Raw genomic sequence first — 13,545 nt, 5'->3', positions numbered from 1 at the left:
CCATGATCGAGATCGGCCGCGCCAAGCGCGCCCAGCAGGTGTACGGGTTCGACGACATCGCGATCGTGCCCACGCGGCGCACCCGCAGCCCGCAGGACGTCCGCCTCAACTGGAACATCGACGCGCTGACATTCGAGTTCCCGATCGTGGCGGCCCCGATGGACTCGGTGATGTCCCCGGCGACCGCCATCGCCTTCGGACAGATGGGCGGCCTCGGCGTCCTGAACCTCGAGGGGCTGTGGACGCGGTACGAGGATCCGGAGCCGATCCTCGACGAGCTCGCCGAGATCAGCGACGCCGTCGCCGCCACCGAGCGCATGCAGCAGGTGTACGCCGAGCCGGTCAAGGCCGAGCTGATCACCGAGCGCATGAACCAGATCCGGGACGCCGGCGTCCCGGTCGCCGGAGCGCTGTCGCCGCAGCGCGCACAGGAGTTCGCCTCGGTCGTCGAGCGGGCGGGCGTGGACTTCTTCGTGATCCGCGGCACCACGGTGTCGGCCGAGCACGTGTCGGCCAACGAGGAGCCGCTCAACCTGAAGGAGTTCATCCGCAAGCTCGACGTGCCCGTCATCGTGGGCGGCTGCGCCACCTACCAGGCGGCGCTGCACCTGATGCGGACGGGCGCGGCCGGCGTCCTGGTCGGGTTCGGCGGTGCGGCCACCGGGCGCACCCGCCACGTGCTGGGCGTGGAGGTGCCGATGGCTTCGGCCGTCGCCGACGTGGCTGCCGCGCGCCGCGACTACATGGACGAGTCAGGCGGCCGTTACGTGCACGTCATCGCCGACGGCGCACTGGGCCGCTCGGGCGACATCGCCAAGGCCATCGCCTGCGGCGCGGACGCCTGCATGGTCTCGACCCCGCTTGCCCGCGCCGAGGAGGCCCCCGGCCGGGGCTGGCACTGGGGCCCCGAGGCCTGGCACGGCACGCTGCCGCGCGGCGAGCGCGTCCGGATGGGCCGGGTCGGCTCGCTGGAGGAGATCGTCCTCGGTCCGTCGCACACGCCCGACGGCACCATGAACCTCGTCGGCGCCCTCCGCAAGGCGATGGGCACCACCGGCTACACCGAGGTCAAGGAGTTCCAGCGCGTGGAAATCGTCGTCCACGCCTGACATGCGCAGACCCGTCGCCCTGGCCCTGGCCCTCACGCTGATCCTCGGCGTGGCGGGCCTGGCGGGGGGCGTGTGGTGGTTCGGCGTCCGGCCGGCGCAACAGCTGGACGCCGCCCTCGCGCGGATCACGGCGGGGTTCTCCTCGGGCGAGGTCTCAGACGAGGACTTCCTGCAGCCGGCGTCCGAGCAGGTCGCCGCTATCTACGCCGGCATGGGTGCGCTGCGCCCCACCGTCACCGTCGCGGGGGAGCCGCGGCCGACCCAGCCGGGCGAGATGTCCACCGACCTGGCGTGGTCGTGGGTGATCCACGAGGGCAAGCCCGCGTGGGAATACACGACGCCCCTGGTCATGGTGCGTGAGGGCGACGCGTGGAAGGCCCGGTACCATCCCGCCCTGGTCGCTCCGGGGCTGGCCGAAGGCGAGGTACTGCGCGCCACCCGGCGGACGCCCCCGCGGGCGTCCGTTCTGGGGGAAGCCGGCCAGCCGATCGCGACCAACACCGCCGCATGGCGGCTCGGGGTCGACAAGACACTGACGGACGCGGCGACCGCCGTCGACTCGGCCGGGAAGCTCGCCGCCGAACTCGGGCTGGACGAGGCGGCGTTCGTCGAGCGGGTCCGGAAGGCCGGGCCGCGAGCGTTCATCGAGGCGCGCATCCTGCGCCAGCACGACACCGCCGACCGCGAGCTCGCGCGCAAGGCGCAGCAGTGGATCGGCGTGCGCGCCATCGAGACCACTTTCCCGCTCGGGCGCACGTCTTCGTTCCTGCGCCCGATCCTGGGCTACGTCAGCGACGCGACGGCCGAGCAGGTCGAGAAGTCGGGCGGCGCCATCCGGGCCGGCGACCTCGTCGGGCGCGGTGGCCTGCAGGAGGCGCGCAACCACGTGCTGGCGGGCACGACGGGCTTCCTCATAGCGATCGTGGACCCTGAGGAAGAGGACCGCGAGGTGTTCCGGGTGGACGAGCTGCCCGGCACCGACGTGTGGACGACCATCAACGTTCCCCTGCAGGAGCGGGCCGAGGCGCTGCTGGCGCCGATCGGGTCGGCGAGCGCGCTGGTCATGCTGCGGCCCTCGGACGGCTCGGTGCTCGTGGCGGCGTCGGGCCCGGGGGGCGGGGGGCTGTCCACGGCGACGCTGGGGCAGTACGCGCCCGGGTCGACGATGAAGATCGTGACCGCGCTGGCGATGCTGCGCGCGGGGGCGACACCGGACACGCTCGTCGAGTGCTACGACGGCTACGTCGTCGACGGCTACCGCTTCGACAACTGGGCCGGCTACCCGGCCTCGGCGCTGGGCCAAGTCCCGCTGCGCGAGGCGTTCGCGTGGTCGTGCAACTCGGCGTTCTTGGTTCAGGCGGACGCCCTGGGCGTCGACGCGCTGGTGGACGCCGCGGGCTCGCTGGGCCTGACGGCGGAGCCGAACCTCGTCGTGGGTGGGTTCCTGGGGTCGGTGCCGACCGACGGGACGCCCGCCGAGACGGCCGGCGCCATGATCGGTCAGGGCCGAGTGCTCGCTTCCCCGTTGGGCATGGCCACCGTGGCCGCCTCGGTGGCTGCTCAGAAGACCGTCTCGCCGGTTCTGGTGGAGGAGCCGGGGCGTGCTGCGGCTGCGCCCGCCACGCCTCTGACGGCTGGTGAGGCGGCGGCGCTACGCGAGCTGATGCGCGGCGTGGTCACCGGCGGGACGGCGTCGGCGCTGGGGTCGCTCGGCGACGTGGCGGCCAAGACGGGCACCGCGAGCTGGGGCCCGGCGCCGGTGAAGTACCACGGCTGGGTCGTCGCGACCCGCGGAGACCTGGCCGTCGCGGCGTTTGTCGAGGACGCCACCGGCTCCAGCGATGCCGTGGCGTTGGCGTCCGCCCTGCTGGGCGCGACCGCCTGACCGCCGAGAGCCCCGGTCTTCTGCGCCGAGAGCCCCGGCCTTCTGTGCCGAGAGCCCCGGTGTTCTGTGTCGAGAGCCCCGGTGTTTTGTGCCGAGAGCCCCGGTCTTGTGCGCCGAGAGCCCCGGTGTTTTGTGCCAAGAGCCCCGAACCCAAGCCCTCGGCGGACTGAACCCAAGCCCTCGGCGGACTGAACCCAAGCCCTCGGCGGACTGAACCCAAGCCCTCGGCGGACCGAACTCAGCACCGCCCGCAGCATGATCGCGTTGCCGTACGTGCGGCGTCCGTCGACCACACCCACCGAACGCTTGCCGGGCAGCATCGGTCAGGGTGCCGTGAAGCCGGTGCGTGCGGACAGGGATTCGCGTTCCATGGTGTCGCCCGGTGGGTTCAGGCGGTGGCCGGTGCGGCGTCCCGGTCGAGCAGGGCCTGGATGGCGGCGCGCTGCTCGGGGGAGCGCCACGCGATGGCGTCCAGCGCGGCGTACGACTCGGAGATCACGCGTTCGAGGCCTGCCTCGGCGATCAGCCCGCGCTCGTGCATCAGCCGGGCGGCGCCGATGTAGGTGTCGACGAAGTGGATGCCGGCCGCAGCGTGCGCGGCGCGCTCGTCCTCCGGCGTGCCGACCACGTCGTGGATGACCACGATGTCGACGACGTCGCCGAAGCGCTCCAGCAGCAGTTCGCCGACGCGGACGTCGCCTTGGCCCGAGTCGCCGATGAACAGCTTGCGATACTCCGGGAACAGCTGGCGGTAGTGGTCGATGTTGGCGATCTTCTGCCCGGCCATCAGGTCGTGGGTGACGAGCGCCGACAGCGTGCCGGTCAGCACGGAGTGGGTCGCGATGCCGGCCCGCCGCAGGCTGCTCCGGGTGTGGTTCTCGATGAGCCCGAGGGCGTCGCCGGGCCGAGCGGTCACGAAGGTGAGGTCGCCGGTCGAGAAGGGCTCGTCGTCGTGCCCGCGGTCGAGCGCCTCCAGCAGGGCAAGGATGCCGGGGTAGATCGTCCCTTTGGGGTAGCGGTCGTCGTGCAGCGCGCAGATCACCGTGTCGTCAATGTCGCACAGCACCTTGGACTCGCCGGTGTGGACGCCCGCGGCCTGCTCGGCGATGTGGTCGAGGATCTCGACGCGGATGCCCTCGTCGTCGATGTCGCCGAAGACGAGCCCCTCGAGGTCGTGTGCGTCGGTGCGGCTGTTCATCTGGTTCTTGAGCTGGGTGAGCTCGATGCCCTTGCGCGCGTGGAAGATCGCCGAGATGGCCTCCTCGTCGGCGCGGCCGGTGATGCCGGCCTGCAAGCCGTAGGCAACGTTGGCCTGTGCGGCGATCGACAGCTCGCCGATGCGCTCGACCAGCAGGTCACGCAGGGCCGCGTGGTTGGCGGGGCCGAGCAGGTGGTCGTCCAGGCTGCGGAACAGGAGGGCGGCGTCCACCTCGCGCAGCACCTTGTCGAGGGTGGGGGCGGACGCTTCGCGGAGAAGCTCGAGAACATGCGCCTCCTCCTTGCGGTCGGTGTGCCCCTGCAGGAGCGTGACGATGAGGTCTTGTTCGATGGGCACGTTTGCACCCTAGTGCCCCCCATCCGCCGAGAGCCCCGGTTCCGTGCGCCGAGAGCCCCGGCCTTGTCCGCCGACAGCCCTCAGCCGTGGTGGTCGCGCGCGATCTGCTCGTGGTGGCGGACGACCTCGGTGACGATGAAGGTCAGGAACTTCTCCGCGAACTCGGGATCGAGACCCGCGGCGTCCGCCAGGGCACGCAGCCGTGCGATCTGGGCCTTCTCGCGCTCGGGGTCGGCGGGCGGCAGGCCGCGCGTCGCCTTGAGGACACCAACCTCCTGGGTGATGCGGAACCGTTCGGCCAGCAGGCACACGAGCGCCTGGTCGAGGTTGTCGATGCTGGCACGCAGGCCAGCCAAGTCGGCCGGGATCTCGCTCATGCGCTCACACTAGCGAGCACAATGGGGGTCGTGAGTGCCGCTCCAGAACGAGCCCCGTACGCCGGCGTCCCGGTCTGGGCGGTGCTCAACCCGACCGCTAAGCGCTACGCCGTTGCGCGGCACACGCTCGAGCGGACGTGCGCGGACGCCGGCCTGCCCGCGCCCCGCATCCTCGAGACGACGGCCGAGGAGACCGGCTGGGCGCAGGCCCGCGAGGCCGTGGCCCAGGGCGCCCGGCACCTCGTGGTCGGCGGTGGCGACGGGACGGTCCGGGAGGTGGCCCGTGCGGTGGCGAGCACGGGCGTACACCTCGGCGTCCTGCCGCTGGGCACCGCCAACCTGTTCGCGTTCAACCTCGGCCTGCGCACGCGCGACCCGCGCCTGATGGTCCACCGCGCGTTGTACGGCGCACCGCGTCCGATCGACGTGGGCTGGGCGAGCTGGCGCCTCGTCACCGACGGCACGAGCGGCGCGCCGACAGACGAGTACGTGTTCCTCGTCATGGCCGGGCTCGGGCACGACGCCGCGACCGTGCTGGCCACCGATCGGGGCACCAAGTCACGCCTCGGCTGGCTCGCCTACCTCGCGATGGGGTCGCGCCACCTGCTGAGCAAGCCGCTCAGGATGCGCCTGTCGATCGACAGCGCACCCGGCCGCCGCCTCTCCACGTGGACGATCCTGGTCGCCAACTCGGGCAGCATCCCGGGCGGGATCGACGTGTTCCCCGGCTCGCGGGTGGACGACGGTCACCTCGACTGCCTCGAGGTGCCGTTGCGGACGCCGACGCAGTGGGCCTCCATCGCGTGGGCCGGGATCACGCACCATCGCTGGGAGGCCGCCGCCCTGCGCTACTCGCGCATGCGGACCTTGTGGGCCGTGCCCGACGAACCCGCCCCCCTCCACCTCGACGGGGACGTGGTGGGCGAGGTGGCCGACCTGCGCATCCGTGTCCAGGAGGGAGCGTTGCTGGTGCGGACGCCCGGGCCCTGAACGGGGCTGTCGGCACACGAACCCGGGGCTCTCGGCGCCCAAACCCGGGGCTGTCGGCGCCCAAACCCGGGGCTCTCGGCACCCAAACCCGGGGCTCTCGGCGGAGGGGGCGTCAGCGGGCGAAGAGTTCCACGAAGTTGCGAAGGATCTTGCCGGGGGAGTCGTCCACGCCCGCGGCGTGGGCGGCCTCGACGAGGTTGTCGAACTCGTCGGGGTCGAAGTAGCCGGCGTTGCGGTAGATGACCATCCGCTCGACGAGGCGCTCGACGTCCAGCTCGGGGTGGAACTGCGTCACGTACGCGCGCTGGCCGACGCGGAACGACTGCACCGGGCACGCCGTCCCCGTGGCCAGCAGCACGGCGTCGTTCGGCGTCCGCGAGCAGGCCTCCTTGTGGCCGGTGAACGCCATGAACCGGTCCGGCACGCCCTCGAACAGCGGGTCGACGCGGCCGTGTTCGGTCAGCGTCACCTCCACCGCCGAGGTGGTCTCGCCGTAGGTGCGGTCGACCAGCCCGCCCAGGTGCTGGGTGACGATGCCGACGCCGTAGCACAGCCCGATCAGCGGGACGTGCTCGGCCAGCGCCACGTCGATGATCCTGGCCAGATCGCCCTCGACGCGGCGCTGGTTGTCGGTCTTGATCTCGTCGGAGGTGTTGAACTGCCCGCCGCCGATGATGAGGCCCGAATAGTCGTCCGGCCGGATCACGGGCAGGGGCGCCTGCTCAACGCGGAGCTGGACGAGCTGTCCCGGCTTCAGCCCACCGAACGACGCGATGGCGTCGAACTCGGCCGCGACGGCCCGGTCGTGGTCGCGGATCGACAGGTGCAGGAACGGCTTCACGATTCTCCTTCGAAAGGGGTCAGGCGACCGGGCCGACCCGGCTGTCCGCCCCGACCCTGATGGGGCCGATCACCTTGGCGCCCGCGCCCAACAGGACGCCGTCGCCGATGGTGGGGTGCCGCTTGAAGCCGCCCCGCGAGGCGGGGGTGTGGGCCCACTCATGGCGCTACTCCAGCACGTCGGGCGAGGCTCAATCCATCAGGTCCGCATAGAGGACCGACGACAGGTACCGCTCGCCGAAGCTCGGGATGACCACGACGATGGTCTTGCCCGCGTTCTCCTCGCGCGCGGCCACCTCGCCGGCCGCCTTGAGCGCCGCGCCGGACGAGATGCCGACCAGCAGCCCCTCGGTGCGGGCGGCGTCGCGCGCCGTCGCCACCGCGTCCTCGGACGTCACGGTGAGGACCTCGTCGATCACCGACCGGTCCAGGATCGCCGGGATGAAGTTCGCCCCGATGCCCTGGATCTTGTGCGGCCCGGGCTGCCCGCCGGACAGGATCGGGGACTCGGCCGGCTCGACGGCGACCAGGCGCACGTCGGGCTTGCGCTCCTTGAGCACCTGGCCGACGCCCGAAATGGTGCCGCCCGTGCCGATGCCGGCCACGACGATGTCGACAGAGCCGTCGGTGTCGTTCCAGATCTCCTCGGCGGTGGTGCGGCGGTGCACGTCGACGTTCGCCTGGTTCTCGAACTGGCGCACCAGGACGCCCCCGCGCTCGTCGGCGATCGCGTTGGCCTTCTCGACCGCGCCGCGCATGCCCTCGGGGCCCGGGGTGAGGATCAGCTCGGCGCCGAAGGCCCGCAGCAGCGCGCGGCGCTCCTTGGACATGGTCTCCGGCATCGTCAGCACCACCTTGTAGCCGCGGGCGGCGCCGACCATCGCCAGCGCGATGCCGGTGTTGCCGGAGGTCGCCTCGACGATCGTCCCGCCGGCGGTCAGCTCGCCGGACGCCTCGGCGGCGTCCACCATGGCGACGCCGATGCGGTCCTTGACCGAGTTGGCGGGGTTGTAGAACTCGAGCTTGGCCAGCACGGTGGCCTTCGAGTCGGGCAGCAGCTTGTTGATCTTGACCAGCGGCGTGCGGCCGATCAGGTCGGTCACGTTCTCGAACACGTTCATGGGTGCAAGCTACCCGGTCAGCGAAGCGGCCGGAACAGCCACAGGCTGACCGCGACGCGGGTCTCGATGGCCTCCACGTCCTGGGGCACGCCGTGGAACGCGTTGGGGCCCATCGCGATCAGGTCGCGCACCAAGTCGGCGTCCGCGGCGAGGGAGGAGCGGACGCGGTGGCGTCCGATGGCCTGGAACTGGGCGGACGCGCTGCGCAGCAGCCGGTCGTCCTTGTCGGACTCGATGCCGAGCAGCCCGTACCGCTCGCGGACGGACGCCAGGTGTTCGGGGTCGGGGGTGACGACCAGCAGCAGCCCGCCGTCGCCCAGCACACGGGCGAACTCGGCCAGGTTGCGCGGCGCGAACAGGCAGGTGACGAGGTCGAACCGGCGGGCCCTCAGCGGCAGGGTGCCCCAGGCGTCCGCGACGACGGACGCCGCACGTTCGTGCGCCTTGGCAGCGCGGCGCGCTGCGGGCACCGACACATCCAGCGACACCCCGCGGGAACCGGGCAGGGCGTCCAGCAGCCGGGCGAGGTGGTGGCCGGTGCCGCCGCCGACGTCCAGCACGGTGCGTGACCCGGCGGCCCGGCGGGCCAGCGCGGCGTCCACCGCGTCGAACGCCCCGGACGCCAGCACGCGCGAGCGCGCCTCCACCATCGCGACGGTGTCGGCATTGGCGGGCTGGGCGGCGCCGAGCAGGTTCAGGTGTCCCTGCCTGGCGACGTCGAAGGCGTGCCCCTGCGGACAGGACGCCGTCGGCCCCTCCACCGTCAGCGCGCCGGCGCAGACCGGGCAGGCCAGCAGCCCGCGTGCGGCGTCCAACCCCATCGGCGTCACAGGCCCCGCAGGCGCCCGCCGTCGACAGGGATGATGCAGCCGGTGACGAAGGACGCGGCGTCCGACAGCAGGAACGCGGCCACGCGGCCGAACTCGACCGGCTGGCCCACGCGCTTCATCGGGGCGGAGTCGCCCATGCCGGCCAGCGCCGCCTCGCGGTCGTCGGACTGGTCGACGAGCCAGTTGATGCGGTCGGTCTGGATCGTGCCCGGCATGATGCCGACCACGCGCGAGCCCGAGTCGCCGAACTCGTTCGCGAGCTGCTTGATCAGCATCGCCAGGCCGGGCCGGGTGACGTTCGAGAGCGCCATGGTGTCCAGGGGCTCCTTGACCGAGGTGGACAGCACGAACCCCAGGGCGACCGGGCCGGACGCCGCGGCCACGACCGCGCGGGCGGTGCGCAGCGCGGAGACCACGACGGTGTCGAAGGCCGCGCGGTAGGTGTCGTCGCTCGTGCCGAGCACCGAGCCCTTGGGCGGCCCGCCCACGCTGACGAGGGCGCCGTCGAGGCGTCCCCACGTCTCGACCGCCAGCGCGGCGGCACGGGCGGCGGTGTCGGGCTCATTGAGGTCGGCGGCGAGCGTGACCGCGCGGTCGGCGCCCAGCGCGGCCACGGCGTCCGCCAGCGGCTGCTCGCGGCGCGCGACGAGCACGACACGCGCGCCCTCAGCCACGAGCTGGTCGGCGGTCGCGCGGCCCAAGCCGCCCGAGGCGGCGGTGACGACGAAGACCTTGTCAGTCAGACCGAGATCCATGGGTGGCCTCCTGGCTGGGTGTGTGGTCGGGTGCGGGGGCGGGATCGGGTGCGGCAGCGGCGCGCGCCTTGCGCTCCTGCGCGCGCTTGCGGTCACGCAGGTCGTTGCGGATCAGAACGATGAGCCCGATGCCGGCGATCGCGGTGAACGCGAACCACTGCATGGCGTAGCTCCAGTGCGGGCCCTCGGTGATCGGTGGGGGAGTGACGGGCTCGAGCTCGGCCGACTGGTCCGGCGTGACCTCGATCAGGCCGATGAACCCGTTCACGAGGGGACGCCCCACCCAGTCGGCGAGCGCGTCGGAATTGATGAGGCGGACGGTGTTCTCCGTCGGCGTCATCTGGTTCGGGTTGCCCTGCTCGTTGCGGCGCACGAAGCCGACCAGCGACACCTCACCCGCGGGCGGCGCGGGGAACGTGCGCGGGAAGTCCTGGCCCGGCGGGCGCTCGACGAAGCCGCGATCCACGAGCACAATCTGGCCGGTGGTCGTCTCCAGGGGGGTGACGAGCTCCCAGCCCGTCCGCCCGTCGAAGCTGCGGTAGCGGGCCTGCAGCTGCTTGTCGGCGAGGAAGGTGCCCTTCACCTCGACGCGCTGCCACTGGTCGGCGTCCGTGATCTCGCGGCTGAACACCTGCTCGAAGGGGACCACGGGCTGGGCCTCGTGGGCGACGACGTTGGCGTTCTGGTCGCGCCGCTGGTCGAGCCGGTCGAGCTGCCACTGGCCGAGGTTCACGAAGGTGAACCCGAGGGCGACGACGAACGCCGTCATCAGGACCCACCTCAGCCACGCCCGCTTCACCGCACGTCCTCCTGTTCCACGTCTCCCTTGATGACCTCGCCCGCCGTGATCGCCAGCCGCGGGGCGGCGTCCTCCTCGTCGAAGGTCACCGGTGCCTCCGGCCGGTTGTCGCGCGCGTTGCCCAGCAGCACGGCGATGCCCGGCAGCAGCGCGGCGGCGATGAGCAGCACGACGTTCCACGGGATGGGGGCGACGACGGCGGCGATGAAGCAGACCACGCGGAACAGCATCGTGATGACGTACCGCTTGGCCCGCTGGTCGGTGGACAGGCTCGTCCCGAACCGCGCGCTCGTGATGAGCGACGGCTCTGCGGGTGCGACGCGTCCAGCCATGCTGGCCAGCCTACGCCTCGCCACGGACGGCTTCACGCTACGGTTGTCCGGTGACTCAGTCCCCGCGCAGCATCCTGGTGACCGGCGGCGCCCGTGGCATCGGCCGGGCCATCGTCGAGGAGTTCCTCGCCCAGGGCCACAAGGTGGCCGCCGCGAGCACCTCCGGCAAGGCGCCCGAGGGCGCCCTCGGCATCGCCTGCGACGTGGCGGACGCCGCGTCCGTCGACGCCGCCTTCAAGGCCGCCGAGGAGGCCCACGGCCCTGTCGAGGTCGCCGTGGCCAACGCCGGCATCACCAAGGACACCCTCATCCTGCGCATGAGCGAGGCCGACTTCGACGCGGTCCTCGACGTCAACCTCAAGGGCGCCTTCAACGTCGCCAAGCGGGCCTCGAAGTCGATGCTGCGCGCCAGGCACGGCCGCATCATCTTCATCGGCTCGGTCGTCGGCCTGTACGGCTCGCCGGGCCAGGTCAACTACGCCGCCAGCAAGTCCGGCCTCGTCGGCATCGCACGCTCGCTGACCCGCGAGCTCGGCGGCCGCAACATCACCGCGAACGTCGTCGCGCCCGGCTTCATCGACACCGAGATGACCGCGGTCCTCCCCGAGGACACGGTCGCCGGCTACAAGGCCGCCATCCCGGCCGGACGCCTCGGCGGGCCGGCGGAGGTTGCCGCCGCGGTCGCGTTCCTCGCCTCGGACGCCGCGGGCTACATCTCCGGTGCCGTGCTGCCCGTCGACGGCGGCCTCGGCATGGGCCACTAGGCCACGCCACCCCTACCACTCCCATCATCGAAGGGCAGAGCCACATGGGCATCCTCGAGGGCAAGACCATCCTCGTCACCGGCGTGACGATGAACACCTCCATCGCATACAAGGTCGCCGAGATCGCCCTCGCCGAGGGCGCCACCGTCGCCGTGTCGAACTTCGGGCGCGCGCTGTCGCTGACCAACCGCATCGTCAAGCGCCTCGACCCAGCCCCGCCCGTGATCGAGCTCGACGTGACGGACGCCGACCACCTCGCCGCGCTGCCGGCCCGCCTCGCGGAGGCCGGGATCGAGCGCCTGGACGGCATCGTCCACTCGGTCGCGTTTGCCAACCCCGAGACCGCGCTCGGGGGCAAGTTCCTCACCACCCCGCCCGAAGACGTCGCCCAGGCGATCCACGTGTCGGCGTACTCGCTGGTCAGCCTGACGATGGCCTGCAAGCCGATCCTGAACAACCCCGCCAGCGTCGTCGGCCTCACCTTCGACGCGCGCGTCTCGTGGCCGACGTACGACTGGATGGGCGTGGCCAAGGCCGCCCTCGAGTCGACCTCGCGCTACCTGGCCCGCTACGTCGGCTCGGACGGCATCCGCTCCAACATCGTCGCCGCCGGCCCCCTGGACACCATCGCCAAGAAGGCCATCCCGGGCGCCAACACGTTCAACGACATCTGGGGCGATCGCGCCCCGCTCGGCTGGGACGACCACGACGCCACCCCGACAGCCAAGGCCGTCGTGGCCCTGCTCTCGGACTGGTTCCCGGCGACCACCGGCGAGATGATCCACGTCGACGGCGGGCTCCACTCGACCGGCGCGTGACACGGACGCCGCAGCCGTCACCCGGGCGTCCGGCCCGGTAGGTTTGAGGCATGGCACCCGTCGTTGAGCTCGCAGACGTCTCGATCGTCCGTGGCGGCGCCACGCTGCTGGACCAGATCACCTGGTCGATCGACGAGACGGACCGCTGGGTGGTCATCGGCCCCAACGGTGCCGGCAAGACGACCCTGCTGCAGGTCCTGTCCGCCAACCTGCACCCCACATCGGGGTACGCGTCGATCCTGGACGAGGTCCTGGGCGCGGTGGACGTGTTCGAGCTGCGGCCCCGCATCGGCGTGACGTCGGCGGCGCTGGCCGACCGCATCCCGCGCTCCGAAGCCGTGGGCAACGTCGTCGTCTCGGCGGCGTACGCCGTGGTCGGGCGCTGGCAGGAGGGCTACGACGTGGACGACTTCCGGCGGGCGGCGTCCCTGATGAAGCAGCTGCACATCGAGCACCTCGGCAAGCGCACCTTCGGCACCCTCAGCGAGGGCGAGCGCAAGCGCGTCCAGATCGCGCGGGCCCTGATGACCGACCCCGAGCTGCTGCTGCTGGACGAGCCCGGCGCCGGCCTCGACCTGGCCGGACGCGAGCGCCTGGTCGCCACGATCTCCGACATCGTCGCAGACGAGTACGCGCCGGCCACCGTGCTCGTGACGCACCACCTCGAGGAGATCCCGCCGGGCATGACCCACGCGATGCTGCTCAAGGGCGGCAAGGTGGTCGCGGCGGGGCCGATCGAGGGCGTCCTCACCGACGAGCACATGAGCGAGGCGTTCGACCTGCCGCTCACGGTCTCCCAGACCGACGGGCGCTGGGCGGCCCGCGCGGCGCGCCACCAGCCCGAGCGGGCGGCGAAGGGCTGACCCATGATCGAGTGGATCCAGCAGAACTGGTGGGTGGCCTGGCTCGTGCTGTCGGGCGGCCTGGCCGTGTCGGAGATGCTGACGCTCGACATGACCCTGCTCATGCTGGCCGGCGGCGCGCTCGCCGGCGCGGGGGCGGCGCTGATCTTCCCCGGGCTGCTGTGGGTGCAGGTGCTGGTCGCGGTCGTCGTCGCGGTGGCGCTGCTGGGCGTCCTGCGCCCGGAGATCCTCAAGCGGCTCCACAAGGGCCCCGGCTACCGCAGCACGTTCGACCAGCTCCTCGGCAGCACCGGTCGGGCGGCGGGTGAGATCACGGCATCCGGAGGCGAGGCCAACGTGAACGGCGAGACCTGGTCGGCGCGCAGCTGGGACGGCGAGCCCATCGCGTCCGGCGTCGAGGTGGAGGTCATCGAGGTCGACGGCCTCACCGTGGTCGTCCAGCCGCGCAACAAGCCGCTGAGCACTTAGCCCGCCTACTACTCTGGGTGGTGGAGATGTCCGAACCCT

Annotated in this window: 15 protein-coding genes and 1 pseudogene; 7 read left to right on the top strand and 9 right to left on the bottom strand. The window is 72.0% G+C overall.

Annotated elements, in window-relative coordinates:
• Positions 1–2 precede the first annotated feature (2 nt).
• Positions 3–1,109, top strand: a complete 1,107-nt coding sequence (locus tag ET989_RS04605) for a GuaB3 family IMP dehydrogenase-related protein (RefSeq protein WP_131167381.1) — start codon at positions 3–5, stop codon at positions 1,107–1,109.
• Position 1,110: 1 nt separating this feature from the next.
• Positions 1,111–2,994, top strand: coding sequence for a penicillin-binding transpeptidase domain-containing protein (locus tag ET989_RS04600; protein ID WP_131167380.1), 1,884 nt, complete (start codon positions 1,111–1,113; stop codon positions 2,992–2,994).
• A 388-nt stretch (positions 2,995–3,382) separates the two neighbouring features.
• Here the strand turns inward: ET989_RS04600 and ET989_RS04595 are convergent, their stop codons facing one another.
• Positions 3,383–4,549: a hypothetical protein gene (locus tag ET989_RS04595; RefSeq protein ID WP_131167379.1), complete on the bottom strand. Its 1,167-nt coding sequence runs from the start codon at positions 4,547–4,549 to the stop codon at positions 3,383–3,385.
• Between the two features lie 80 nt (positions 4,550–4,629).
• Positions 4,630–4,926: a chorismate mutase gene (locus ET989_RS04590; RefSeq protein ID WP_131167378.1), complete on the bottom strand. Its 297-nt coding sequence runs from the start codon at positions 4,924–4,926 to the stop codon at positions 4,630–4,632.
• Positions 4,927–4,956: 30 nt separating this feature from the next.
• Here ET989_RS04590 and ET989_RS04585 point away from each other — a divergent pair, with 30 nt between their 5' ends.
• Positions 4,957–5,916 (top strand): diacylglycerol/lipid kinase family protein, encoded by a 960-nt coding sequence (locus tag ET989_RS04585; protein WP_165490031.1) that lies wholly within the window; start codon positions 4,957–4,959, stop codon positions 5,914–5,916.
• A 112-nt stretch (positions 5,917–6,028) separates the two neighbouring features.
• Here ET989_RS04585 and ET989_RS04580 read toward each other — a convergent pair whose 3' ends face one another.
• From ET989_RS04580 to ET989_RS04550, 7 genes and pseudogenes are all read right to left on the bottom strand, one after another.
• Positions 6,029–6,757, bottom strand: coding sequence for a glutamine amidotransferase (locus ET989_RS04580; RefSeq protein ID WP_131167376.1), 729 nt, complete (start codon positions 6,755–6,757; stop codon positions 6,029–6,031).
• Between the two features lie 31 nt (positions 6,758–6,788).
• Positions 6,789–6,896, bottom strand: a pseudogene (locus ET989_RS04575) (serine O-acetyltransferase); the annotation flags it as partial.
• Positions 6,897–6,947: 51 nt separating this feature from the next.
• Positions 6,948–7,877 (bottom strand): cysteine synthase A, encoded by a 930-nt coding sequence (gene cysK, locus ET989_RS04570; RefSeq protein ID WP_131167375.1) that lies wholly within the window; start codon positions 7,875–7,877, stop codon positions 6,948–6,950.
• Between the two features lie 17 nt (positions 7,878–7,894).
• Positions 7,895–8,698 carry a putative RNA methyltransferase gene (locus tag ET989_RS04565; protein ID WP_131167374.1) on the bottom strand — a complete coding sequence of 268 codons (804 nt, stop codon included), beginning with the start codon at positions 8,696–8,698 and terminating at the stop codon, positions 7,895–7,897.
• Between the two features lie 5 nt (positions 8,699–8,703).
• On the bottom strand, positions 8,704–9,462 hold the full coding sequence (locus ET989_RS04560; protein ID WP_131167373.1) for an SDR family oxidoreductase: 759 nt from the start codon (positions 9,460–9,462) through the stop codon (positions 8,704–8,706).
• Positions 9,443–10,231, bottom strand: a complete 789-nt coding sequence (locus ET989_RS04555) for an SURF1 family cytochrome oxidase biogenesis protein (protein WP_131167372.1) — start codon at positions 10,229–10,231, stop codon at positions 9,443–9,445. Before ET989_RS04555 ends, ET989_RS04560 begins: the two co-directional genes overlap by 20 nt.
• A 26-nt stretch (positions 10,232–10,257) precedes the next feature.
• Positions 10,258–10,593 carry a DUF3099 domain-containing protein gene (locus ET989_RS04550; protein ID WP_131167371.1) on the bottom strand — a complete coding sequence of 112 codons (336 nt, stop codon included), beginning with the start codon at positions 10,591–10,593 and terminating at the stop codon, positions 10,258–10,260.
• A 50-nt stretch (positions 10,594–10,643) separates the two neighbouring features.
• Between ET989_RS04550 and fabG the strand changes: the two genes are divergently transcribed.
• The 4 genes from fabG to ET989_RS04530 are packed head-to-tail and all read left to right on the top strand — an operon-like array spanning position 10,644 to position 13,506.
• Entirely contained in the window at positions 10,644–11,357 is a 714-nt protein-coding gene (gene fabG / locus ET989_RS04545) for a 3-oxoacyl-ACP reductase FabG (protein ID WP_131167370.1), read from the top strand.
• Between the two features lie 44 nt (positions 11,358–11,401).
• Entirely contained in the window at positions 11,402–12,175 is a 774-nt protein-coding gene (gene fabI, locus ET989_RS04540; RefSeq protein WP_131167369.1) for an enoyl-ACP reductase FabI, read from the top strand.
• A 50-nt stretch (positions 12,176–12,225) separates the two neighbouring features.
• The gene (locus ET989_RS04535; RefSeq protein WP_131167368.1) at positions 12,226–13,038 is read left to right on the top strand and encodes an ABC transporter ATP-binding protein; all 813 of its coding nucleotides are present in this window, start codon (positions 12,226–12,228) and stop codon (positions 13,036–13,038) included.
• 3 nt (positions 13,039–13,041) lie between these two features.
• The gene (locus ET989_RS04530; RefSeq protein ID WP_131167367.1) at positions 13,042–13,506 is read left to right on the top strand and encodes an NfeD family protein; all 465 of its coding nucleotides are present in this window, start codon (positions 13,042–13,044) and stop codon (positions 13,504–13,506) included.
• The last annotated feature ends 39 nt before the right edge of the window (positions 13,507–13,545 follow it).

It is taken from the genome of Propioniciclava sinopodophylli, from assembly GCF_004324755.1.
Lineage (GTDB): Bacteria > Actinomycetota > Actinomycetes > Propionibacteriales > Propionibacteriaceae > Propioniciclava > Propioniciclava sinopodophylli.
The sequence above is the reverse complement of the archived record's forward strand: the minus strand, read 5'-3'. Positions and strand labels throughout refer to the sequence as shown.

Bases quoted from the DNA above. Each gene is read 5' to 3' on its own strand.
- ET989_RS04565 (WP_131167374.1), bottom strand. From the start codon at position 8,698: ATGGGGTTGGACGCCGCACGCGGGCTGCTGGCCTGCCCGGTCTGCGCC.
- ET989_RS04550 (WP_131167371.1), bottom strand. From the start codon at position 10,593: ATGGCTGGACGCGTCGCACCCGCAGAGCCGTCGCTCATCACGAGCGCG.
- ET989_RS04605 (WP_131167381.1), top strand. From the start codon at position 3: ATGATCGAGATCGGCCGCGCCAAGCGCGCCCAGCAGGTGTACGGGTTC.
- ET989_RS04530 (WP_131167367.1), top strand. From the start codon at position 13,042: ATGATCGAGTGGATCCAGCAGAACTGGTGGGTGGCCTGGCTCGTGCTG.
- ET989_RS04555 (WP_131167372.1), bottom strand. From the start codon at position 10,231: ATGACGGCGTTCGTCGTCGCCCTCGGGTTCACCTTCGTGAACCTCGGC.
- cysK (WP_131167375.1), bottom strand. From the start codon at position 7,877: ATGAACGTGTTCGAGAACGTGACCGACCTGATCGGCCGCACGCCGCTG.
- ET989_RS04535 (WP_131167368.1), top strand. From the start codon at position 12,226: ATGGCACCCGTCGTTGAGCTCGCAGACGTCTCGATCGTCCGTGGCGGC.
- ET989_RS04560 (WP_131167373.1), bottom strand. From the start codon at position 9,462: ATGGATCTCGGTCTGACTGACAAGGTCTTCGTCGTCACCGCCGCCTCG.
- ET989_RS04590 (WP_131167378.1), bottom strand. From the start codon at position 4,926: ATGAGCGAGATCCCGGCCGACTTGGCTGGCCTGCGTGCCAGCATCGAC.
- ET989_RS04600 (WP_131167380.1), top strand. From the start codon at position 1,111: ATGCGCAGACCCGTCGCCCTGGCCCTGGCCCTCACGCTGATCCTCGGC.
- fabI (WP_131167369.1), top strand. From the start codon at position 11,402: ATGGGCATCCTCGAGGGCAAGACCATCCTCGTCACCGGCGTGACGATG.